The sequence below is a fragment of the Clostridium sp. LIBA-8841 genome, from assembly GCF_057782475.1.
In genome coordinates this window covers 3,037,191-3,061,762 of record NZ_CM173488.1, presented here as the reverse complement: position 1 = coordinate 3,061,762, position 24,572 = coordinate 3,037,191, and the positions used below count along the sequence as shown (strand labels likewise).

23 protein-coding genes and 1 other annotated feature are annotated in these 24,572 nt (G+C 28.0%); of the genes, 10 read left to right on the top strand and 13 right to left on the bottom strand.

Annotation, left to right across the window (positions count from 1 at the left end; all coding sequences use genetic code 11):
- Positions 1–121 precede the first annotated feature (121 nt).
- From AC2A4K_RS13425 to AC2A4K_RS13405, 5 genes are all read left to right on the top strand, one after another.
- Positions 122–2,017: a sensor histidine kinase gene (locus tag AC2A4K_RS13425; protein ID WP_322502996.1), complete on the top strand. Its 1,896-nt coding sequence runs from the start codon at positions 122–124 to the stop codon at positions 2,015–2,017.
- Entirely contained in the window at positions 2,007–4,043 is a 2,037-nt protein-coding gene (locus tag AC2A4K_RS13420; RefSeq protein ID WP_322502995.1) for a sensor histidine kinase, read from the top strand. The genes AC2A4K_RS13425 and AC2A4K_RS13420 overlap by 11 nt, the downstream gene beginning before the upstream one ends.
- Positions 4,044–4,088: 45 nt before the next feature.
- Positions 4,089–4,586 (top strand): TspO/MBR family protein, encoded by a 498-nt coding sequence (locus AC2A4K_RS13415; protein WP_322502994.1) that lies wholly within the window; start codon positions 4,089–4,091, stop codon positions 4,584–4,586.
- An 81-nt stretch (positions 4,587–4,667) separates the two neighbouring features.
- Positions 4,668–5,831, top strand: a complete 1,164-nt coding sequence (locus tag AC2A4K_RS13410) for an amidohydrolase (RefSeq protein ID WP_322502993.1) — start codon at positions 4,668–4,670, stop codon at positions 5,829–5,831.
- A gap of 214 nt (positions 5,832–6,045) precedes the next feature.
- Positions 6,046–8,208 (top strand): type IA DNA topoisomerase, encoded by a 2,163-nt coding sequence (locus tag AC2A4K_RS13405; protein ID WP_322502992.1) that lies wholly within the window; start codon positions 6,046–6,048, stop codon positions 8,206–8,208.
- 334 nt (positions 8,209–8,542) lie between these two features.
- Here the strand turns inward: AC2A4K_RS13405 and AC2A4K_RS13400 are convergent, their stop codons facing one another.
- The 5 genes from AC2A4K_RS13400 to asnA form a co-directional block, all read right to left on the bottom strand.
- Complete coding sequence (locus AC2A4K_RS13400; RefSeq protein ID WP_322502991.1) at positions 8,543–8,998, bottom strand: hypothetical protein; 456 nt, start codon at positions 8,996–8,998, stop codon at positions 8,543–8,545.
- Positions 8,999–9,105: 107 nt separating this feature from the next.
- Complete coding sequence (locus AC2A4K_RS13395) at positions 9,106–9,816, bottom strand: LrgB family protein (RefSeq protein ID WP_322502990.1); 711 nt, start codon at positions 9,814–9,816, stop codon at positions 9,106–9,108.
- Positions 9,800–10,186, bottom strand: coding sequence for a CidA/LrgA family protein (locus AC2A4K_RS13390; RefSeq protein WP_322502989.1), 387 nt, complete (start codon positions 10,184–10,186; stop codon positions 9,800–9,802). Before AC2A4K_RS13390 ends, AC2A4K_RS13395 begins: the two co-directional genes overlap by 17 nt.
- A gap of 109 nt (positions 10,187–10,295) precedes the next feature.
- A complete protein-coding gene (locus AC2A4K_RS13385; protein WP_322502988.1) occupies positions 10,296–11,114 on the bottom strand; it encodes a tetratricopeptide repeat protein in 819 nt (272 codons plus the stop codon).
- A 241-nt stretch (positions 11,115–11,355) separates the two neighbouring features.
- A complete protein-coding gene (asnA, locus tag AC2A4K_RS13380) occupies positions 11,356–12,366 on the bottom strand; it encodes an aspartate--ammonia ligase (protein WP_322502987.1) in 1,011 nt (336 codons plus the stop codon).
- A 203-nt stretch (positions 12,367–12,569) separates the two neighbouring features.
- Positions 12,570–12,829: a binding site (T-box leader), on the bottom strand.
- A gap of 131 nt (positions 12,830–12,960) precedes the next feature.
- On the opposite strand from asnA, the gene ppaX reads away from it, so the two are divergent.
- Positions 12,961–13,605: a pyrophosphatase PpaX gene (ppaX, locus tag AC2A4K_RS13375; RefSeq protein ID WP_322502986.1), complete on the top strand. Its 645-nt coding sequence runs from the start codon at positions 12,961–12,963 to the stop codon at positions 13,603–13,605.
- Between the two features lie 43 nt (positions 13,606–13,648).
- Here the strand turns inward: ppaX and AC2A4K_RS13370 are convergent, their stop codons facing one another.
- Positions 13,649–14,920 carry a D-alanyl-D-alanine carboxypeptidase family protein gene (locus tag AC2A4K_RS13370; RefSeq protein WP_322502985.1) on the bottom strand — a complete coding sequence of 424 codons (1,272 nt, stop codon included), beginning with the start codon at positions 14,918–14,920 and terminating at the stop codon, positions 13,649–13,651.
- A gap of 175 nt (positions 14,921–15,095) precedes the next feature.
- Between AC2A4K_RS13370 and AC2A4K_RS13365 the strand changes: the two genes are divergently transcribed.
- Positions 15,096–15,662 carry a hypothetical protein gene (locus AC2A4K_RS13365; RefSeq protein ID WP_322502984.1) on the top strand — a complete coding sequence of 189 codons (567 nt, stop codon included), beginning with the start codon at positions 15,096–15,098 and terminating at the stop codon, positions 15,660–15,662.
- A gap of 140 nt (positions 15,663–15,802) precedes the next feature.
- Here AC2A4K_RS13365 and AC2A4K_RS13360 read toward each other — a convergent pair whose 3' ends face one another.
- Positions 15,803–16,072 (bottom strand): acylphosphatase, encoded by a 270-nt coding sequence (locus tag AC2A4K_RS13360; RefSeq protein WP_322502983.1) that lies wholly within the window; start codon positions 16,070–16,072, stop codon positions 15,803–15,805.
- A 186-nt stretch (positions 16,073–16,258) separates the two neighbouring features.
- On the opposite strand from AC2A4K_RS13360, the gene ndk reads away from it, so the two are divergent.
- The gene (gene ndk / locus AC2A4K_RS13355; protein WP_322502982.1) at positions 16,259–16,690 is read left to right on the top strand and encodes a nucleoside-diphosphate kinase; all 432 of its coding nucleotides are present in this window, start codon (positions 16,259–16,261) and stop codon (positions 16,688–16,690) included.
- Positions 16,691–16,723: 33 nt separating this feature from the next.
- Here ndk and AC2A4K_RS13350 read toward each other — a convergent pair whose 3' ends face one another.
- The 5 genes from AC2A4K_RS13350 to AC2A4K_RS13330 are packed head-to-tail and all read right to left on the bottom strand — an operon-like array spanning position 16,724 to position 21,070.
- Complete coding sequence (locus AC2A4K_RS13350) at positions 16,724–17,806, bottom strand: ABC transporter substrate-binding protein (protein ID WP_322502981.1); 1,083 nt, start codon at positions 17,804–17,806, stop codon at positions 16,724–16,726.
- 1 nt (position 17,807) lies between these two features.
- Positions 17,808–18,608, bottom strand: a complete 801-nt coding sequence (locus tag AC2A4K_RS13345) for an ABC transporter permease (protein ID WP_322502980.1) — start codon at positions 18,606–18,608, stop codon at positions 17,808–17,810.
- Entirely contained in the window at positions 18,602–19,447 is an 846-nt protein-coding gene (locus tag AC2A4K_RS13340; protein WP_322502979.1) for an ABC transporter permease, read from the bottom strand. Before AC2A4K_RS13340 ends, AC2A4K_RS13345 begins: the two co-directional genes overlap by 7 nt.
- Before the next feature lie 2 nt (positions 19,448–19,449).
- Positions 19,450–20,499 (bottom strand): spermidine/putrescine ABC transporter ATP-binding protein, encoded by a 1,050-nt coding sequence (potA, locus tag AC2A4K_RS13335; protein ID WP_322502978.1) that lies wholly within the window; start codon positions 20,497–20,499, stop codon positions 19,450–19,452.
- 31 nt (positions 20,500–20,530) lie between these two features.
- Complete coding sequence (locus AC2A4K_RS13330; RefSeq protein WP_322502977.1) at positions 20,531–21,070, bottom strand: helix-turn-helix domain-containing protein; 540 nt, start codon at positions 21,068–21,070, stop codon at positions 20,531–20,533.
- Between the two features lie 326 nt (positions 21,071–21,396).
- On the opposite strand from AC2A4K_RS13330, the gene AC2A4K_RS13325 reads away from it, so the two are divergent.
- Positions 21,397–22,473 (top strand): GNAT family N-acetyltransferase, encoded by a 1,077-nt coding sequence (locus AC2A4K_RS13325; RefSeq protein WP_322502976.1) that lies wholly within the window; start codon positions 21,397–21,399, stop codon positions 22,471–22,473.
- Between the two features lie 53 nt (positions 22,474–22,526).
- Complete coding sequence (locus AC2A4K_RS13320; RefSeq protein WP_322502975.1) at positions 22,527–22,919, top strand: hypothetical protein; 393 nt, start codon at positions 22,527–22,529, stop codon at positions 22,917–22,919.
- A 34-nt stretch (positions 22,920–22,953) separates the two neighbouring features.
- Here AC2A4K_RS13320 and AC2A4K_RS13315 read toward each other — a convergent pair whose 3' ends face one another.
- Positions 22,954–24,354: an alanine/glycine:cation symporter family protein gene (locus tag AC2A4K_RS13315; RefSeq protein WP_322502974.1), complete on the bottom strand. Its 1,401-nt coding sequence runs from the start codon at positions 24,352–24,354 to the stop codon at positions 22,954–22,956.
- Positions 24,355–24,572: the final 218 nt, after the last annotated feature.

Sequence of the window (24,572 nt, the reverse complement as noted above, 5' to 3'; positions counted from 1 at the left end):
CCAGTATTAACGTCTTTTTATTAATTACAATTTAATACAATAATTTACAAAAAAATAAATAATTTCATTTGCTTTTTATGATAATGTATATTTGTATGATTATTTTTAAGAGGGAGTGAAGATGTTGGAATGTATGGGAAATGATTATATGTATTTAAATTTGAGTAAAGTACGTAGTTTAATTAATATTTTTATTGGAATAATATTTCTTTTATGTACATTATATATTTTTAATCCATATGCTGCTATTGATATATCTACAATTATTGAAACTATATTGATGTTTGCTACAACGTTTATTGCTACAACAGTGTTTAAATTTTCTAATAAGAAGATTTTTAAGTTAATAAGTATTTACTTATTGATTATTGCTTTATCAAAGTTTAATACATTAATATATTTAATAATATCTTTTAGAGAGTATGAAATACTGGAATATACTAAGTTAAAAAGTGTTTCTGTATGTGTTATTTTAGAAAGTATATATTGTTTTCTAGTTATAACATATGTAAAAAATATAGAATCAAAAACTAAGAAAATAATTTATTTTTTAGCTAGTATTGCTTTCATTAGTATATTTTTTAATAATATGTATATTTTTTGGAGTATATCCATAGTATTACTTTCAATGATTTTATATGTTTTGAGAGATTTTAAGCTCTACGAAAATAATTTATTAAATCATTTAAAGCTATTAGTTTTAACAAACTTCTTATTAATAATATTAGATTTTTTGACTTATAGATTTAGTTTAGAATTTTTGATTTTATTAAATGATATATTGAAAATATTAGTATATTTTATTGTATATGTTTGGATTTCAGATATGATGATTAGAAAGCCCTATGAGACTTTACATAGGGATGTAATTGATAAAAATCAAAAGCTTGAAATATTAAATAAGCGTATGGAAGAAAGTAATAATGAGTTTAAAGAATTTAAGAAGAAAGTAAGGGATATGGAAAGTTATTTTAAGAATTTTTTAGATAGTATACCTATGTCTATGGTAATTTTGAAGAGTAGTAATTATAGAATTTTTACAGTAAACAAAAAATTATTACATGAATTAAAGTTAAAAAATAAAAGAGAGATTATAAATAAAAATTTATTTAAAATAATAAATGTTAGGAATAAAGAAGAGCTTCTGTTAACAAGAAAAGGAGAAGCTTCACTTGTGGTTTGTGGAGTAGAAGTATTTTGGGAATTAGAAGTTTTAATGGACAAAGAGGATTATTTAATAATAGCATTAAAAAATATAACTGAATTAAAATGTTCAGAAAAGATAAAAGATAATTTAAGGAAAAGGACTTTAGAGGAACAAATAAAAAATGATTTTTTATCAAGTATTTCTCATGATTTAAAAACTCCTATAAATGTTATATATTCGTCAGCTCAGGTACAGGAAAAGTTTTATATTGAGAAGAATATTAAAAAAGTTGATTATTATAATCAAGTTAATAAAGAAAATTGCATAACCTTGATGAGATTAGCGAACAATTTAATCGATTCATCGAAAATTAATTATGATTATTTGAAACCAAATTTAAAAATTTATAATATAGTAACTTTGATTGAAGATTCAATTGGGAATTTATCTGAATATATCAAGGAAAAAAAATTAACATATATTTTCGATACTAATGAAGAAGAAGTGTATGTTAAGTGTGATCAAGAGTTTATTCAGAGAATAGTTTTAAACTTAATTTCAAATTCAATAAAGCATACAATTGAAGGTGGAATTGGAGTAGAGATTAAAGCAAGCAAAAATAAAGTTGTTATTAGCTTTACAGATACAGGGGAAGGCATGGATAAGGAGTTCTTAGAAAGAGCTTTCTTAAGATATAGCAAGGGAAATAAGAATAAAAAGGGTTTGAAAAACAAAAGCACAGGTATTGGGCTATATATTGTTAAGAACTTAGTTGAATTACAAAATGGAATTATAAAGATAAATTCAATTAAGGATACAGGAACAAATATAAGATTGGAATTTAATAGGGAGAAAGAATGTGGAATATAAAGTAGAATATGAAAATCCTAAGTTACAATATTATATCTTAAGGTTAATATATATAATAATAATAATATCAGCATTATTGTTTAGAGGAACAGAAAAATATATCTCATTTTATAAATTTCTAGATTTAGCTACAGTTGTAATGTTAGGCACTACATTACTAATAGGAATAAGTAGTAGGATAAATAATAAAAATAATTTAATTTACTTTGTTAATATAGGAATTTATTGGTTCACTATACCGAAATTCTTTTATTTGATTACTAAAGCAGAAGCATACGTAACGGATAGCATGGTAATTTATAAAGTAATAAGTGTACTACTTCAATACTTTGTTACGCTTGTAATAATTCTAGGTAAGAAAAAGAATATAGACTTTAAAAAATTAAATATTATTTTATTAATATCAAATATTGTTTTTAATATTATTTATGTAATTATAGCAAATAACGTAAAATTAATGAGAGCTATTCTTAAGGAGGTAAATATAAATAATTTTATGTTTATATTTGTTGTTCTTTTATTTGTAGTATTACTTATAATGATTTTTATGGATGAAGGTAATACATCTGATAAATTTTTTTATTACTTAATTGGATATATTTTGTTATTTTCAGTAGGTAATATTATACTTTTAAATAATCTTGATGATATCAAAAATACAAGTATATTAGATGTTTTTTTTAGTCAAATATTAGATTTTTCAGCCTTTTATATTTTAGTAGAAGGAATAATAAGATTCTCATTAAATAAGAATTTTAATGATATTAATAAAATAATGATCTTAAAAAGAGAAGAATATAAAAAGAATAAAAGGTATTTACAGAAGAAAATAGATGAACTAAAAGAGTTAGAGAGGCTTCTAGGTAGAGAAGAACGATTATTTAATAAAATAGTTTCTATAATTGGAGATTATATCTTTATTTTTAAAGAAGAGAAACTGTTCTATTTAAATAATGAAGCATTGAATTTTTTAGGAATTAGTGATAGAGAATTTATTTTATCTGAAAGTATGGAAGTTTTAAAGAAAAGAATATTAAAAAAGCAAGTTTATTCAAAAGAAAAGAGTAGTATAGATTCGCACAAAGAAATAATTTTTAAGAATATTAATGGTGGATATTCTAATGGAGAAGTTTATAAAATACCTTTTGGAGATAATTATGAATTTATAATTATAAATGATGTTACGAAGAAAAATAATATTTTAAGAATAAATAAATATTTAACAGAAAAATTAGAGGAAGAAAATATAAAGGGAGAATTCTTTACTAATATATGTCATGAATTAAGGACTCCTATAAATGTAATAAATTCAGCTCTTCAACTAAATAATTTAAATATAGAAAAGCAAAATATTGAATCTATAGAAAGAAATAACTTAGTAATTAAACAGAATTGTTTAAGACTTATAAGAACAATAAATAATTTTATTGATGCTAATAAGATATCAGAAGGGCAGATAGAAGCTAATGTTATGGTTCTTAATATAGTTGATGTTGTTGAAAATATATTAGATGCATCCGCAGAGTATATAAAAAAGAAAAAAATTAATTTTATTTTTGATCCAGATTTTGAAGAAATATTTGTAGCTATTGATAGAGAGTTTTTAGAAAGAATAATATTAAATATATTGTCTAATTCAGTTAAGTATGGAGAAGTAAATGGAAATATATATGTAAAGATATATTTTGAAGAGAAAGACCTTGTAATAATGATAGAAAATGATGGAATTGCTATAAGCTATGATGAGCAAAAATATATATTTGACAAATTTACAAAAAATAATAAAGCTTTAAATAGAACTCAAGAAGGCAGTGGATTAGGACTTTATATAAGTAAGTCTTTAATGAAAATGCAAGGAGGAGATTTAAGGGTAGAAATACATGGAGATTATGGTAATAGATTTAAATTGTATTTTTATGATGTAGATTTATTTAAGGAAACTGAAAGAATAGAACATGTATTTAATAATAATTACTATAATTTAATGGAAAAAGCTGAAATTGAATTTTCTGATATATACATATAATATATATCAGAAGAAACACATATAATTACCTGAGAGGTGATATATGTGAATATCTTTAAGGTCAATGGAAAATTCAATTTAGGAGATATCATAATAAGTTTATTAATAACACTAGGTGGCGGATTTGTTATTGGAAGGTTTATAAAAGGAAGTACAGAAATATACGATAACCTCAATAAACCATGGTTTGCTCCTTCATCAGAGGTATTCCCAATAGTATGGACTATTTTATATATACTTATGGGAATCGCAGCTTACAGAATATATTTAAGGCATAAACAAGGAGAAAAGACAAAGGCTGCACTTTGGTTTTATATTGTACAACTCCTATTAAATTTTGCATGGAGCATAGTATTTTTTTACTTTAAACTATACGGATTAGCATTTATAGAACTTATAATACTATTAATATTTATAGTTATAACCACAATTAAGTTTTTTAAATTTGATAAAATAGCAGGAATTTTAATGATTCCTTATATAATATGGGTTTCTTTTGCTGGAGTATTGAATTTTTTCATATGGATGCTAAATGAAATGTAATTAAAAATCCCTTTTATTTTTATAGAATAAGAGGGATTAATTATTTAGTGCTATAATTAATAAATAAAAGGGGGAGAAAAGATGTTAATTAGAAATGGAAAGATATTTACCTGTGAACAAAGTAAAGTGTATGAGAAGGGTGATATTTTAATTAGGGATGGAAAAATAGATAAAATTGCGGAAGATTTAAGTCAATACATAGAGGATGAAGAGGTTATTGATGCCCATGGATTATTTGTTTTTCCAGGTTTTATAGAGGCTCATTGTCACCTTGGATTACATGAAGAGGGGAATAAGGGAGCTGGAAATGGAACAAATGAAATGAGTGATCCTATAACGCCACAAATGAGAGCTATAGATGGAATAAATCCATTTGATGGAGGATTTCAATGTGCAAGAAAGGCAGGAGTTACTACAGCTGTAATTGGACCAGGAAGTGCTAACATAATAGGTGGGCAATTTGCTGCAGTAAAAACAAATGGAATATGTATTGATGATATGGTTATAAAAGAGCCTGTGGCAATAAAGGTTGCTTTTGGAGAAAATCCAAAAAGAGTTTATTCAGGAAAGAATAAGATGCCTAATACAAGAATGGCTATTGCAGCTTTATTAAGAGAAACATTAACAGAGGCCATTAATTATAAAAATAGAAAGATTGATGCTGAAATAGAGGATAAAGATTTCAATAAGAATTTAAAATATGAAGCTCTTCTTCCATTACTTAATAGAGAAATACCTATGAAAGCTCATGCACATAGAGCAGATGACATTTTAACTGCTATAAGAATAGCCAAGGAGTTTAATCTTAAATTGACTTTAGATCATTGTACAGAAGGACAATTAATAAGTGATTATATTAAGAAAGAAAATCTAGATGCTATAGTTGGTCCAACTTTAAGTTTTAATGGAAAAGCAGAAACTTTAAATAAAACATTTAAAACACCGAAGGCATTAGTTGAAAAAGGCATTAAGATTGCCATAACTACAGATCATCCAGTAGTAACAATAGATAATTTACCACTTTGTGCAGCCATGGCCATGAAAGAGGGACTTACTTTTAATGAAGCATTAGAAGCAATAACAATAAATCCCGCTGAAATAATAGGCATAGATGAAAGAGTTGGAAGCTTAAAAGAAGATAAGGATGGGGACTTAGTAATTTTAGATGGAAGTCCTTTTGAAATAGCTACAAAAACCATTTATACAATTATAAATGGAGAGGTAGTTTATAAAGACTATGAATAAACGTCATTTTATATTATAATAAATAATGTTTTGAATTTAGTTTAAACCATAGCATAGAATTAATATATTTTAGATAAATGAATACTCACAGTCTTGTAGGCTGTGAGTTTATTATTTCAATAGAGTGAAATAAATTTTTAAATATGTCAAAGATAGATAATAGGGAGTACATAACGATTCATAGAACAAAAGGATGATAATTAGGAGTGATACTTTGAAGAAGGTAATAATTGCAGAGAAACCATCTGTTGCTAGAAATATTGCAGATGCTTTTAACATAAAAAAAAGAAAAGATGGATATTTTGAAGGCGAACAATATCTTATAACATGGGCTTTTGGACACTTATTGCAGTTATTTGATGCAAAGGATTATGATGAGAACATGAAGGGATGGAGGATGGAAAAGTTTCCTTTCATTCCAGAGGTATTTAAATATAAAATAAAACAAGATTCTTTAAATAGAAATATGATTGATAAGGGTGCCGAAAAGCAAATAAAGATAATAAAAGGACTTATAGATAGAGATGATGTAGATGGAGTAATTTCTGCTACTGACTTTGATAGAGAAGGACAAGTAATTGCAGATGAAATTTTCCTGTATTTCAAGGAAAAGAAACCTGTTTATAGACTTTTATTAAATGAATGGACACCGGATGAAGTTAAAAAAGGAATGGAGAAGTTAAAGCCTAATGAAGATATGCAATCATTACAAGATGCTGGTATAGGAAGACAGTGGGCAGATTGGATAATAGGAATAAACTTAACTTCTGTTACAACCATAAAGTATAAATTAAATGACGGACAAATATTAAACATAGGAAGGGTACTTTTACCTACTTTAAAAATAATTTATGATAGAGATAAAGAAATAGAAAACTTTAAATCAAGTGCTTATTATAAGTTAAATGGCACATTTAAAACTTCAAAAAATGAGGAATTTGAAGGAACTTATTATGAAAATAACTCTGAGAAGTTTGAAGATAAAAAAGTTCTAGATGAAATAAAAGAAAAAATAAAAGATAAGAATGCCGAGATAATTGAGAAGCAAACAGAAAGAAAAAAAGAATATCCACCATTCTTATTTAATCTTTCTAATCTTCAAGGATATGTAACAAGTAAATATAAAGGATGGACTTCAGATAAGGTTTTAAAAGTAGCTCAGTCTTTATATGAAAAGAAGTTTATAACTTATCCTAGAACAGGAAGTATGGCCTTAGAAGAAAGTTTAGTTGATAGGACTAGAAATGTCCTTGAGAAGCTTAAGGTTGGATTACCTTATGAGAATCAAATAAAGTTTGTTCAAAGTAAAAGAGTTTTTGATAATTCAAAGGTTGAAAGCCATAGTGCTATAGTACCAACATATATGAAACCTAATAATTTAACTCAAGATGAGAAAATAGTCTATACGGCAGTAAAAAATAGATTTTTAATGCAGTTTATGCCTGTAGCTGAATTTGAAGAGACTAAGATAACTTCAAAGGTAAATGATTCAGAAGTTAAAGGGGTATTTATTTCAAAAGGAAAAGTTCAGCTTATTGAGGGATGGAGAGTTGTTGAAAAGATAGATAGTAAAGATACAATACTTCCAATGGTAAATGAAAAAGAAATAGTTGATTTAGTAGATAGTAAAATAAATAAGGTTACTAAAAAACCACCTAAAAAGCATACAGAAAAGACATTACTTAGAGTTATGGAGACTTGTGGTAAGAGTTTTAAAGAAGATGCAGAGGAAGATAGTGAAGAAATGATGGCTTCAATATTAAGTGGATTTAGTATAGGAACACCAGCTACTAGAGCTGAGACAATTAAAAAGCTTAAGGACGTAGGATATATTACTACAAAAGGTAAGAGTTTAACTTGTACAGAGCTTGGTAGAACAATAGTTGAAATATTCCCTGTTAAGGAACTTCTAGACTTAGAGTACACAGGAAGGTTAGAGAAAACCCTTTCAGATATAGAAAGAGGGAAGGTTAAAAAGGAAGATTTCCTAGAACTTATAAGAAGCTTTACTATAGAAGGTGTTAATGCTATAAAGAAAGATGATTCTATGGCAAAGCATTTTAAGGTTGAGGCACCGGAAGGAGTAGAGGTTTTGGGAACTTGTCCTAACTGTGGAAATCCTGTTGTAGAAGGAGAAAAAGGCTTTGGATGTGTAAACTGGAAAAATGGATGTAAATATACTATATGGAAAAATGATAAGTATATAACTTCCTTTGGAAAACAAGTTACTCCTCAAATGGTAAGACTTCTATTAGCTAATGGAAAGGTTGGGTTTAGAAATCTAAAAAGTAGAAAGGGAAATACTTTTGCAGCATATTTCATATATGAAAAAGATGAGGAAAAAGGTTATTTCACATGGAGAATGGAGTTTATTTAAGTGAATAACTTTATAGAGGAAATTAAATAAATAGAGATTTAAATATTAAAAGAGTATAAAGAAAATCTATAAATATATTTAAGAGAATTATAATATTTTTCTAAGATTTTATAGCAATTAATTTAAAGGCTTTGCTAACCATTGAAAACTTAAGTGTAAATACAAATTTTTGATTTTGTATCTTAAACTTAATATATTTTTATTAAAAGAAAAAGTGTTTAATACTAATAAAATTTCATTGGCTTAAGGCAAAGGCTTTTCTTAATTACTTAAATTCTAAAATTTATACGGAAATTCTCTTTAGACTATTTATAGATTTTTTTATTATAAGTTTTTAAATATAATCAAAAGTGAATTTATAAGATAATTTTGATAAGTCCTTATCTTGTAAATTGTAAAAATCCTTTTCTATAGGGAATAAGATTTTTCTTCCCTGTTGAGGGGGAAGACCTTTAGGGATAACAACACTTTTAAAGGTTTTATTTAAAACTTCTTTATCATTAGCATCATAAACTGAGATATTAAAGTTTTCTAAGTTTTCGAAAGTGGTACTTTCAGTTGTGTTTAAAAAATAAGCATCTATAAAGAGTGCGTTATCTTCCTTGAATAGCTCATTAATTATTAGATTCAAAGTATTCTTTTCTGTTGTGAAAGCTGTGATTTCATATAGAATCTCTTTGTTTTGAGAAGAAGATTCCTTTTGAAATGTACTTGCATTTAAGGTTAGAGTATTGGGATTTAAAAGGACTGCTAAGGCAAAAAATCCTAAAAACTTTTTTAATATTTTCATTTTTAATTCTCCTTAATTTATAGATTTATATTTTTAGTATTTCTATAATTAAGGAATATAGTCTTTAAAAATAAAAAAAACAGTGAATTTTTATCACTGTTTAGGATTTAGGCAAATTTTAATATGAATGCTGCTAGCATATATATTGGTGGTGCAAGGAAAACTGTTATTAATCCAGCTACACCTATAGATAATGAACTCATAGCACCATGAGTTTCACCTATTTCTAATGCTTTAGTTGTTCCAACAGCATGGGCAGCGGTTCCAATAGAAATACCCATAGCAACTTCATGCTCAATTTTAAGAACTTTACATACCATAGGAGCTATAACTGCACCTGTTATACCAGTTATTATTATAGCTATAACTGTAATTGATGGTATTCCACCAAGTCCACTAGCTACTTCAACACCTATTGGAGTTGTAACTGATTTTGGAACTAAAGAAGCTATAAGCTCGTGGTTTATTCCTAAAAAATATCCCATTATAACTACACAACACATAGAAGCTAAGCTTCCTACAATGATTCCAGTCATTATTGGTACAAAATGATCTTTTAGAAGTTGTAACTGTTTATATAATGGAACTGCTAAAATTACAGTGGCTGGTCCTAAAAATGCGTTTATAAAGTTACCACCAATATTATAAGTTTCAAAGCTTATATGGAAAGTAACTAACACTGCAATTACAATAGCAATCGCTATTAATAGAGGATTTAATACTGGAATTTTAGTCTTTTTATAAATGGTCATACCAATTTCGAAAGCAAAAAGAGTTAATAAAATTCCGAATAAAGGGTTACTAACAATGCTGTTCATTAACTTCATCTCCTAGTAATTTTTTTTCTTTTCTTCTTATTAAAGCTTGGACAACTAAACCTGTAACTCCTATTACAACAAAAGTTGAAGCTATACATATAAATAATAATTTAAGAATATTTCCTTCTAATAGCCCAACGGATGTCATAAGTCCAACCCCTGCAGGAACAAAGAAGAAGGCCAAATGGTCTAAGAAGAATTGAGCAACAGAATCAATAGCTTCTACTTTAACAACCTTAGTACATAGTAAAACTAATAATATTAACATACCTATAATATTACCAGGCACACTATGTATAAAACTTTTAGAAATAAATTCTCCTAAAAAGTATATAAATACTACAATAAGCATTTCTCTTAAAAGCTTCACGAGATAATCACTTCCTTTTTAAATAAAAAAATATAAGGAACCACTTTTAAGTTCCTTATACATTATAGAATGAAATTAAAATTTAAGCTATAATGAAATATCACAATAATTAATGATTTATACTTATTAAAGCGTTTTCTATATCATTTTTTGATAGGTTACTTAGAATAGACTCATCATACTTAATAGCTTTGTTTAAAAGCTCTTTAGCCTTGTAAGAATCATCTTTTTCTTTTGATATAATTCCCATAAAATAATAAGGTTCTGAAAAATTTGCACATTCATCTATTAATTCGTTGAAATAAAAGCAGGCTTTTTCAATATCACCAATTTTATAAAAAACTTCTCCAAGGTTAGCTCTTATTATTTGACTTAAATCATCAATTTTTAATCCTTCATTACTTATTGAAATTGCTTTTTCAAAATTTTCATCTTGGATTAATACATATCCATAAACTTCATAGAAATCAAGAGAATTAAAATTATTTGCCTTTAAATCATCAAGAATTTGAAGAGATGTTTTAATATCTCCTAGTTTCCAATAAAGTATTGCTTGAAGTAAGTCAAGTTGATTGGCAGCATCTGCTAGGAATTTTCTTTTAGATATTATTGATTTTAATGTTTCTAAAGCTTCCTCGTAAGAACCTGTCTTTAATTCTAAGAATACATAGGTTTTTATGGCTTTTACATTAGAGCTAGAACAAAGAGCAGCTTTTCTATAGCAAGATAAAGCTTCTTCTAAATTATTAGCTTTTAATTGTTTGGCTCCTTTAAACATATGTATTAGATGTTTGTTTATTGTTATCTTAAATATTATAAATGATACAAGTAAGATGCTCCCCATTGGCAAGCTTACTTTAACCATTAAGAAAAATATAGCAATTACTGCTAAAACATTTAGTAAGGTTTTTAAACCAGATTTTTTCATAATGATTATCCCCCTTTTAAATATTAGCTTATTAAGAAGATTATACTATATTTGTAAGAGGGATAATATTGAATTTTTAAATATTAAAGTTAATTTAAAAGATTAAGTTAAGTGAAAGTCAAAATTTTAATTTGACAACTTAAACTTATGCAATTCAATATAGTGAAATTATATTCCTAAAATCAACACTGGTTCAAAACATAACTTATTTTATAAATTAACTTAAAAAAATGCTAGAATATTATAATAAATGTATGTTGTTTTCTTCACATTTTCTTATCATATCTTCATCCCACATAGAAGATTGAACTTCTCCAATATGAGCTTTTCTTAGGAAGAACATACAAATTCTTGATTGACCAATTCCTCCGCCAATAGTGTATGGTAATTTTCCTTCAAGAAGCATTTTGTGGAATGGTAAATCTTTTCTATCCACACAGCCTGCAATTTCTAATTGCTTTAAAAGACTTTCTTCATCAACTCGTATTCCCATTGATGAAAGTTCTATTGCTTCATCAAAAAGAGGGTAGTAGAATAATAAGTCTCCATTTAATGTCCAATCATCGTAGTCTGGACTTCTATCATCATGCTTTTTACCAGAAGCTAGCTTTCCACCTATTCCGATTATGAATACTGCTCCAAATTCTTTACATATTGCAGTCTCTTTTTCTTTATCAGTAAGGGTTGGATAACGATCCTCTAACTCTTGTGATGTTATGAATTTAATTTCTTTAGGAAGAATTTTTTCTATATGAGGATATTTAGAGGCAATAAAATCCTCTGAATCTTTAAAAGCTTTATATATTGATTTTACAGTTTCTTTTAAAGTTTCTAGATTTCTTTCTTCTTTAGTTATTATTTTTTCCCAGTCCCATTGGTCAACATAAATAGAGTGAATGTTATCTAAATCTTCATCTCTTCTTATGGCATTCATATCAGTATAAAGACCTTCACCATGTTCAAACTCATATCTATGAAGGGCTAGTCTTTTCCATTTAGCAAGAGAGTGGACTATTTGTATGTTAAGCTCTGGCATAGCTTTCATATCAAAGCTAACTGGTCTTTCTATTCCGTTTAAGTCATCATTTAATCCTGAACACTCATTTACAAAAAGTGGAGCAGAAACTCTTGTTAAGTTTAAGTTTTTCGCTAAAGAATCTTCAAAAAAGTCCTTAAGTTCCTTAATAGCAACTTCAGTTTCTCTAAGTGATAATAAAGGTTTATAGCCCTGTGGTATAAATAATTTTTCCATTTAAAACAACTCCTTAATTAAATAGTGTAGATATGTATAGATTTTTTACTACACCTTATTTTTAAATAAATCTTTTTGTTTGGCCCCAAACATGTTCTTAAAATTTATAAAATGTTTTTATACGTATAAAAAAGAATGAAATTCAATATGTGGTTTTACTGAATTTCTAAAAGAAGACAATAAAAAAAGCCATCATCCTATATTAATAGGACGAAGGCTGTATAATCATCTCCGCGGTACCACCTATGTTAGTACAAAAGCACTCACTTAATAACAGTGCATCTTAACACTGTCCTTCTTTTAACGGAAAGAAACCCGTCTAAGTCTACTAATCAAAATAAATTTTGAAGTTCGGTTAGAAGCTCAAGGATGTTTTTCATCAAAGGTATAGTATGAGGCTTCCACCGTCCCTCAATCGCTGCAACTCTTTCCCAGGATTACTTCTTCCTATCAATGCTTTGTACAATTTGTTTATTTAATAATTAATATATACTATAAATCTTAATTTGTGAAGGGGTTTTTAAAATTTTTTTTAATTTTATGATATAATTATTGAAAATAATACAAATTTTTAAGTTAGAAAAGGAGACTCTTATGATAAAGGCAGTACTATTTGATTTAGATGGAACACTGATAAATACTAATGAGTTAATATTAAAGTCATTTCAACATACATTTAAAACAATGTTAAATTTAGAGCCAACAGTTGAAGAAATTACCATGAATTATGGTAAGCCATTACAAGAAACTTTTAAGGCTTATGATGAAAATAGAATAGAAGAAATGATAGATTGTTATAGAAAAATAAATTTAGAATTACATGATGATGAATGTAAGGATTTTAATGGAGTAGATTTAATGTTAAAAACTCTAAAGAGTAATGGAATTAAACTTGCTGTGGTAACATCAAAAAAGAGAGACATGGCAGAGCGTGGTGCAAAGTTAATGGGTATATTTGATTATTTTGATGCCTTTATAACACCTGAGGTTACTAAAAAACATAAGCCAGAAAGTGAGCCAGTATTAAAGGCTTGTAGTGATTTAGGAGTAACTCCTGATGAAGCAATTATGGTAGGAGATTCACCTTATGATATTTTATCAGGTAAAAATGCTGGAGTTAAAACATGTGGTGTTACATACACAGCATTACCTCTAGAAAAATTAAAGGAAAGTAAGCCGGATTTTTATGTAGACAAGCCTTTAGATATATTAAAGCTTATTAAAGATTTAAATTCATAATAAAAAAAGATTTAGTCTTAGACTAAATCTTTTTTATTTAAAATTAAAATATATTTCTTCTACGTCTTCTACGTTTTCTTAAGTTTATTCCTCTTATGATAAGTAATATTAATATAACTATAACAACAGCTATAACAAATATTCCTAAGTAGCTTAAGAAGTTAGCTTTTATAAGTGTAAATGTACCTATATCAGCTTTAACAGGATAATCCTTAGTGTAAGCTCTTTCTTTTACAGTAACAGCTGCTGAATCAGGATGAGAAGCTAATTGCCAAGCATTCATACCTTTTAAGTTTATTGACTTAGAAGTTTCTTTTTCATTTACATAGTTATCATAATAGTCTATATTTTCAGTTGCAACAAAAGGTACATCTATTGTTTTAGTTGGTCCAAACCATCTGAAAAGTTTGTATTCAACAGGAATAGTATCTATTGTTGTTCCTGATTTTATGTAAGGAACTTTATCTACAGAATAACTATAATCAATAATTTTCTTCATATCATTAAATACAATTTCGTCCTTAGCATCATATTGAGAATCTAAAACAGTACCTATTATTTTTCTACCATTTCTTTCGTAAACTGATACTAAACATCTACCTGCTGGAGTTGTAAAACCAGTTTTACCACCAATATTTCCGTCGATACCAAGTTCTTTATTTCTATTTTCTAAAAGTACTTTTTTCCCGTTTACAGTTATTGAACTTTCTTTAAGTCCCATAGTTTCGCTTACCCAAGGGTTCTTATAAGCATTTTGTAAAATAACAGCTAAATCATAAGCTGTTGAGTAGTGATCATCATTATGTAATCCGTTTGGAGTAACAAAATGAGTATTTTTCAACCCAAGTTTTTTTACTTCTTCATTCATCATATCACTGAATTTTTGCGCGCTTCCAGCTACACCTTGTGCAATTACGTAGGCTGAATCGTTAGCTGAGAACATAAGTAAAGCTTTCATTAAATCATCAGCATTCATTCCCTCACCAACAGGTATTGGACCAAAGCTATCATTTAATGTGTATGGTTGTTGGCTTTTGGCTTCTGCAGTATATGGAAAAGAATCTGTCTTTGTAGCATGTTCAGCAAAGATAAGGCTTGTCATTACCTTTGTTGTACTAGCTGGATAGGCTCTGTCATCAATTCCTTTCGCATAAATAATTTCTCCAGTATCGTAATCAATTGTGACAGCATATTTACCAACTATATCAGGCTGAGGAGTTTCAGCAGCTTGTACAGTTGTCTTTACTGGTGAAAATAATGATACTGATAAAGCAACTAATAGTGAACTTAAAAGCTTTTTCTTAAATTTAATCAATTTTCATCTCTCCTAATTTTTAAAGTCTCATTAAACTTTTTTAATTATAACATCTATGGGGGATAATAACAATAATAATAAGAGTGGAGGTGTAAAGCTTTAATTATGGCATTTATGGTATATATCTTATATAATATAAGATATTTCAAGTAATTAATATTTAGGATGTGATATTATGGCAGTTCTAACTGTAGATGATATTTTAAAAGAAAGTGAAGTAGGAACTTTAATACCACTTTTAGTAGAAGTTAATGATAGAGTAGTTCCAATAATTTTCGTTAAAGATTATTTATATGCTTTAAAAGAGATTGGAGACAATGTTTTAGTAGCCTTAAAGAGTAGTATTATAAGCAATAAAAAATTAGATTTACTTCTTATAATGATTAGATTTGAGGATAATGAAGAAAATACTTATGATTTATGGCTAAATTATGGATTTAACTGGCATTTTGAGTTTTTAAATAATTTAATTAACTCAGAAAATATACTTATAGATTTTAGAGACGAGGATAATAATAGAGTTAAAACTATTGAGGTGGAAAATACTATAAGAGAAGATTTAAAAAAGTACAAAGAGCTTTGTGAAGAATGTGTACTTATGAAAGAAGGAAAAGAAGATAATATAATAAAGGTAAATAAAATAAGAAAATGTGAAACTTGGAATAATGAAGATGCTTTAGAATTAATGGATGAAGTTTTAGATGACTATGATAGCATAGAGGATATGTGGGAGAATTTATAATCTATCTTATGTTTATTACAAAAAAAGTGATGAGTTTGATACTAATGGTAGTGTAAGGTATGGAAGAGAGCAGGATACTTGTGATATTTAGTTGATACAAAAATAAAGGGTAAATCTAGTTTTGATTTACCCTTTATTTTTTAGTATGTAGAAAATCTTTTTTCACGTGAATCAACAGGTAGATCTTTTTCATCAATTGATATTATTTTAGAAAAACCATTTCCTTTTAAAATATTTGATTTAAATTTTTTTATTGAGGTTTCATCTCCTTGTATTTCTATAAATACGCTACCATCTTCTAGATTTTTCGCATAACCTGTCAAGGACAATAAGCTTGCTTGATATTTACAAAAGAACCTAAAGCCAACCCCTTGAACTCTACCTCTTACTAAAAAATCTTTTCTAATCATGGAAAACACCTCCTATAAATAATATTATAATTAGAATATTAAGTAAAAAGTATGTATTTTTACATTTAATATGGAAATAATAAATTAACAATGAATAATTATATAAATTTCTCTGTGAATGTTTACATAAATAGGAAATTATATGTATAATATATCTAAGGGAAATAATTTTGAGGAGGAATTTTGATGAGGTTAGAAAAAAGTCTTGTTTTAATAAAACCTGATGCTGTTGAAAGGGATTTAATAGGGAAAATATTAGAGGTTTATGAAGGAGCAGGACTAAAGATAAAAGCTATAGAAATGAAGCGTATAACTAAAGAATTTGCTGAAAAACATTATGAAGAACATAAGGGTAAGCATTTCTTTGATTCTTTAATTAAATATATAACAAGAAGTCCTCTTGTAGCATTAGTTCTTGAAGGAGAAGATGCTATAAAAAAAGTAAGAACCCTGAATGGTGCAACAAATCCAGAGAAAGCTGAATTTGGAACAATAAGAAGAAGATTTGCATTAAGTGGTACAGAAAATTCAGTTCATTCATCTGATTCAATAGAAAGTGCAGATAGAGAAATAAAGTTATGGTTTCCAGAGGTTTTTTGTAAAGAAATTTGTGGGTAATAGAAAATGCATGTGCAAAGCACATGCATTTTTTTAATAGGTACACTTGATTTCTAACCAAGCTTCATCATATTTTCTAAGTATTTCTGATGGTAAATCAACAAATACCTCACAGTTTTTTAGTGAAGCTTCATCAGGATAAGCAACCTTATCGTCTCTTATATCTTCAGGCAATAAATCGTATGCCGCTGTATTAGGAGTAGAATATCCTATGTACTCTACATTTTGTTCAGCATTTTCAGGCTCACAAAGGAAGTTTATAAATTTTTCAGCATTTTCTTTGTGCTGAGCATTTTTAGGTATTGCAATGGCATCAAACCATTTGTTTGAACCTTCCTTAGGAATAGCATAAGATAAATCAGGATTTCTTTCTATCATTGTAACGGCATCTCCAGACCAAGCAACAGCTAGAGAAGCTTCTCCGCCAACCATAGCATCTTTAACTTGGTCAACCATATAAGCTAAGATTAAGCCATCTTTTTTCTGAGTCATAAGTTCATTCTTAGCTGCTTCTATTTGATCAAGATTTTCAGTGTTTAGAGAGTATCCAAGTTTCTTCTCAGCAATTGCCATAGCATCTCTAACACTATCTGGCATTATTACTTGATCTTTATACTTAGTGTTCCAAAGTATATTCCAGCTGTCTACTGGGTCAGTAACTTTTTTTGTATTATATATAATACCTACTGTTCCCCACATATAAGGTACGGAGTATTCATTAGTTGGATCATAAGCTAAGTTTTTAAATTGTTCACCAATATATTTATAGTTAGGAATGTTAGAATAATCTATTTTAGCTAACATATCTTCACTTTTCATTTTTTCTATCATGTAATCAGAAGGAATTATTAAATCATAAGATACATTACCACTCTTAAGTTTTTGATACATTATCTCATTAGTATCAAAAACATCATATTTAACATCTATTCCAGTTTCATCTTCAAATTTTGTAATAAGATCAGGGTCAATATAGTCTCCCCAGTTATAAACATAAAGAACGTTACTATTGTTATCTTGAGTGACTTCTTCATCTTTTTTTGGCCCACAACCTATAAAAAGAGAAGCTGAAAGTAGTGTTGTACAAGCTAATGCTAAGAATTTTTTCATTTTCATATTAACGCTCTCCTTTCACTAAAGATTGCTTCTTATTAGCAATAAGAAGTAATGCTAAGACAACAATAAACATTAATGTTGAAAGTGCATTTATTTCCGGAGAAATACCTCTTCTAGCCATAGAATAAATTTCTATAGAAAGGTTTGAAACTCCTGGCCCAGTTGTGAAGAAACTTATAACAAAGTCATCTATTGACATTGTAAATGCTATTAAGAATCCCGCTGCTATACCAGGCATTATTTGAGGTATTATTACCTTTCTTAAAGCATAAGAAGGTGTAGCTCCTAAATCTAAAGCCGCATCAGTTAGGTTTGGAGGCAATTGTCTTAACTTAGGTAAAACAGATAATATAACATAAGGAATATCAAATGTTATATGAGCTAAAAGCATAGTTCCAAAACCAGGCTTAAGACCAAATAATGCGCCAGCAAGAGCAAATAAAGTCATTAATGAAACACCAGTAACTATATCAGGATTTAATACTGGTAAGTAGTTTACGTTTAAAAGTAAGGCTCTAGGACCTCTTTTCATATTATTAATTCCTATAGCACTTATAGTACCGATTATTGTAGCTATAACAGAAGCAAGTACTGCTATTAATACAGTATAGTAAAGTGCCTCTAATATTCTTTCATTTTGAAGTAGGGAAGTGTACCACTCAAAAGTAAATCCACCCCAAACAGCCATAGACTTAGTACTGTTAAATGAGAATATCATAAGAGTTACTATTGGTGCGTATAAAAATATAAAGACTATAGCTAAATAAAATTTAGAAATAAAATCACCTAACTTTTTTACCATAGCTGTTTACCTCCTTCTTTACCACTTTTTTCATATCTAGACATGAATCCCATGGAAATTAATATTAATATCATCATAAAAATTGATAAGGCTGAACCGAAGTTCCAGTTACCTATAGTTGTAAATTGTTGTTCTATAAGGTTACCAACTAGCATGTATTTTCCTCCACCTAGAAGGTTTGGAATTACGAAGTTTGAAACTGCTGGCATAAATACCATTGTTATTCCAGAAATTATTCCAGGAATACTAAGTGGTAATATAACTTTTCTAAAAGCTTGAGCCTTGTTTGCTCCTAAATCATAAGCAGCATTAACTAAGTTTTTGTCAATTTTTATAAGTACAGTATATATTGGTATAACCATAAATGGTAAGAAGTTATATACCATTCCAAGTAAAATTGCTCCATCAGTATATAGCATTTTTATAGGACCTATACCTATATAGCCTAAAAGTGTATTTATAAGACCATCTGTACCAAGTATAGCCATCCATGCATATGTTCTAAGTAAGAAGTTCATCCACATTGGTAATATAAATAAAAGTATTAAAATATTCCTTTTCTTCATAGGAAGCTTAGAAATTATATAAGCTATTGGATATCCTAAAATTAAGCATAATACTGTAGATAAAACTGCAAGCCATATAGAACGCACAAAAACTCCAAAATATATTGGCTCAAATAATCTTTGAAAGTTTTCAAGAGAGAATACAAATCTTCCATCAACTTTACTTGTAAAACTAAAGAAAACTATTAAAAGTAAAGGTATAACTATAAATATAGCACTCCATACGACATATGGATAAGCTGCAAAGGATAAATTTTTATTATTACTTTTCATTTCTAAACATCACTCTCTTTTTTCATTATATGTATGCTTTCAGGGTCAAGAGATAAGCCTATTTTAGCTCCAACTTCAGCATGTTTTGTATTGTGTAATATCCAAGTGTAGTTTTCATCCTTTACTTCCATTTCATAGTGAACACCTTTAAAGATAACTGAAGTAACAGTTCCTTTTAGCATACCTTCTTCATATTTAACCATTTCAAAGTCTTCTGGTCTTATTACAACTTCAATAGACTCATTCTTTTCAAAACCTTTATCAACACAGTCAAAAACTTTTCCTGCAAATTCAACCTTAAAGTCATCTAACATAGTTCCATCAACTATATTACTTTCACCTATAAATTTTGCTACAAATGAGTTAGCAGGTTCGTTGTATATATCCTCTGGACTACCCATTTGTTGGATTTCTCCTTTATTCATAACAACTATTGTATCTGACATTGTTAGAGCTTCTTCTTGGTCATGTGTTACAAAAATGAAGGTAATACCTAATTTTTGTTGTATTCTTTTAAGTTCTATTTGCATACCTTTTCTAAGTTTCATATCTAATGCGCCAAGTGGCTCATCTAATAAAAGGACTTTTGGTTCATTTACTAAAGCTCTAGCTATAGCAACTCTTTGTTGTTGTCCACCACTAAGTGCTTCAATATCTCTCTTTTCATATCCTTCAAGAGAAACTAATTTAAGCATTTCTTTAACTTTTTCATCTATAACATTTTTAGGTAATTTTTTTAATTTTAATCCAAAAGCTATATTTTCATATACATTCATATGAGGAAATAAAGCATATTTTTGGAATACAGTGTTTAACTGTCTTTCATAAGGTGGTATATCATTAATAATATTATTTTCAAAGACCACCTGACCACTATCTGCCGTTTCAAAGCCAGCTATAATTTTTAAAGTGGTTGTTTTACCACATCCACTAGGTCCTAAAAGAGTTAGGAATTCATTCTTTTTAATGTTTAAGGAAAGATTATCTAAAATTGTATCTTTTCCATATGATTTAGTTATTCCTTTTAATTCAATAATATTATTATCTTTCAAATCTAACACCTCTGCTTTCTAAATGTTTATATTAAAATGATGGTGGAGTACTTATCCAAATAACTTTTGCAGAGACTTTCCCTGCATTAGAAATGTAGTGATTAGCCTTAGGTTTAAAATAAAAACTCTCACCTTTTCTCACTTTTACTTTTTTATCTCCTAAATGAAGATATATTGCTCCTGATAGAACATATCCGAACTCTTCTCCTTCATGAGGTTCTTCTTCAATATATTGACCTCCTGGCTCAAGAGTTATCATTATAGGTTCCATATCGTTTTTCTGAGCATTAGGAACTAGCCACATAAGATTGTACTTTAATTCTTCATTTTCAGTTTCAAACATATCATCCTTTGAGAAGGCTATTTTTTCATTTGTATCCTCACTAAAGAATTCAGTTAAATTAGTTCCTAATATATCTAATATATCTATTAAGGTAGCTATAGATGGGGATGTAAGGTCATTCTCAAGTTGAGAAATAAATCCTTTAGATAATTCACATCTATTTGCTAATTCTTCTTGAGTTAACTGTTTGGCCACTCTGAGACTTCTGATTTTATCTCCTATTTCCAAGTTTTACACCTCAATTTCATTAACTATAAGTTTTACTAAACTTTAAGTTTAAAATTACTAAACAAACATAAATAATTATAAATACTTTTGAAATAAAAATCAATAAAAAAATGAAAAAATATATTTGAAATGATATATCCCTCAAAAAGAGTAAACTAGCAACTTTGAAAGGAAATATATGTTATGCAGTTTAGATAAGTTTATTATTAAATTTAGTATAACTAAACAAGAAAAGAATAATTCTTAAATACTGGTAAAAAAGTTTCACAGCTTGTGGTAATTTATGATAAAATACTCTTGAATTAATAAATGATTGGTGTGGTAATGTGATAGAAAAAAGAAACTGCTATAGAAGAGAGGGAAGAAAAGTTTATATAAGAACACCGTACTTGGAAGAACTAAGCTATACTGAAAGATTATGGGGAGATATGGACAGTATGACTGACGTAGGTAAAATAATATCTTTTCCTAGGTATAAGTGGGATAGTTTCTATAAAAAGATGGTGAGTCCTACAGATGGAAGAAATCTTTATTGTTTAGTATTTGATTATGATGATAATCCAGTTGGGGAAGCAAGTTTTCATGGGTATGATTCTATGACTAAAACTGCTAGATTAAATGTTAGAATAGAAAATTCACATAGAGGAAAAGGATATGGAACTGAAGCTGTACAACTTATATTAGAATGTTTCTTTTATGAGTTCGGTGGATTATATATGTTAGATACAGTTTCTTTAGATGGTAAAAGAGAGAGGTTAGAGAAAATAGGCTTTAAGATTATGTATAAAAACAAGGATGGATATTCATATAGATTATCTAGAGAGGATTTTACTACAAATGTTAAGGCTTTAAAAGAAAGAAAAATTGGAATTTTTGTTTATGATCAAATGGTTGTTAGTACAGTTATTTCATTTTTAGAAATTTTTGAAAGTATAAATAAAACCTTAAATAGAGAAATAATTTCTGTAGAATTAGTAGGAACGCAAAAGAATATAGTAAATAGCGGAATATATAATATAAATTTTGAAAATTTAAAATCTATAGAAGATGTGGATTTAGATGTTATAATTGTTCCAGGAAATAAGAGTAATAACTTTAAAGAAAATGATGATTTTAATAGTCTTTTAATGAATATCAATGGTTGTGAAATAGTATTTGTATTAGGAAATAGTATAATACCATTTATAAAAAATAAGTTTCTAAGAGGGTTAAAAACTTATTATTCTCAAGAATGGATTGAAGATATAAAGGAAGAATTAGCATTAACCACCTATTCAGAGGAAGATATTATTGATAATGGAAGGCTTATAATGGTTAAGAAAAAGTCTCTTGAAGTGGAAGGAATAAAATATATTATAAAAAAATTGTTTGGAGAATCAATTTTAAGTAAGTTTGATTTATAGATTTTAAATGAATGCTATATTTCATAGTATTATGAATAGGAGTTGTTTATTATATGATAAACATAAAGTTAGATGAAGATAAGAGAGGCAAGGTTATATTTAGAGCGAATATAGATGAGTGCCATAAAGAAGATAGAATATTAAAAAGAGCATTATTTGAGAGTAGAGTAGTTAATAATGAATTTAAGTATAACATACCAATGAAATACTTTTGGCCTATATTAAATAATATGGACAAGAAAATATTAAGCTTAAGTGAAGACAGTAAAAAAGAGGTATTAGAGTTTTCAGACGAATATGAGGAAGTTTATTATTATAGTTATAAAGCTACACCAGCTTATATGAAAAAGTGGAGAGAAGAGGGTTGCCCTCAAATTTTTAAGATTACAATAAATCAAGAAGATTTAAGTATTGAAAAAAAAGTTATATTTGAAAGATTAATATAAAAAAGCTTTGAGAATGAAATCTCAAAGCTTTTTATTATTGCCATTCTTCTACGTTTTCTAATCCAGGTATAGAAGATGCTTTAAATACAGGTTCCTTAATACCAGCTTTCTTTTGAGCCGTATAATCTTTAAGAGCAAGGAAAGCGTATTTTCCTAGGAATAGTATAGTTATTATGTTTAATATAGCCATGAGACCCATGAAAAGATCCGCTAAATTCCAAACTAAATCAACTTTTGCAACTGAGCCAAATAAAACCATACCTATAACAAGAATTCTGTATGCATTTAATAGCCATTTTTTTGTGTTCATAAATTCTATATTTGTTTGACCATAATAGAAGTTACCTACAATAGAACTAAAGGCAAATAGTAATATACAGATTGCTATAAAATAAGCTCCGAAAGGTCCTATTTCAGATACAAGTGATTGTTGAGTTAATTCTATACCTGTTAATGTACTATCAGCATATTGACCAGAAACTAATATTATGAAGGCTGTACATGAACAGATTAATAAGGTATCAGTAAATACACCTAAAGTTTGTATTAAACCTTGTTTAACTGGGTGTGAAACATCTGCTGTTGCAGCCGCATTAGGAGCACTACCCATACCAGCTTCGTTAGAGAATAAACCTCTCTTAATACCTTGCATAACTGCAGCACCAAGTCCGCCGGCTGTTAATTGTTTTATTCCAAAGGCTGATTCAAATATAAGTTTAAATACTGATGGGATTTCAGTTATGTTTAAAACTACAACTACAAGAGCGATAAGTATATAAAGAACCGCTAGGACAGGAACGATTATTTCTGAAACTTTAGCAACTCTATGAATACCACCAAAGATAACTACGGCTGTTACTATTGCTAAGATAATACCAATAGCAGCTTGTGAAATACCGAATGCACTACTGAATGCAATACTTACTGTGTTAGCCTGAACTGCGTTAAATACGAATCCGAAGCAGATTGTAATAAGAATTGAGAAAATAATTCCTAACCATCTCTTTCCAAGTCCTTTTTCCATGTAGTAAGCAGGACCACCTCTGAAAGAATCTTTATCTTTAACTTTATATATTTGAGCTAATGTACTCTCTACAAAGCTAGATGCAGAACCTATTAAAGCTATAAGCCACATCCAAAAAACTGCACCAGGACCACCTACGGCTACTGCTATAGCAACACCAGCTATGTTACCAGTACCAACTCTTGATGCTGTACTTATACAAAAAGCCTGAAATGAAGAAACTCCACCTTTTTCTTTAGTTGACTTTCCTATACCGTCACCTAAAAGACGGAACATTTCTTTTATGTATCTAAATTGAACGAATTTAGTTTTAAAAGAAAAGAAAAGACCTGTACCAATTAATAAAATGATTAATATATTACCCCAAAGAAAATCATTGACGCTAACTATCATATTGTTTATTATTTCCATAAATTCCTCCTTCTGTTGATATAACATTTTAAATTTTACGTTGCATTTATAATTAATTTTAATATGAATAATAAAAAAATGCAAGAACTAATATTTCGTTATTCATATGTGTGATATTTGAAAGGAGAGGAATAAGTTAGAATATGAATGAAATATTAATAGATTATTCATTAAAAGTTAGAAAATTACATAGGTTAAGGTAGTAGTATGAGATAAAT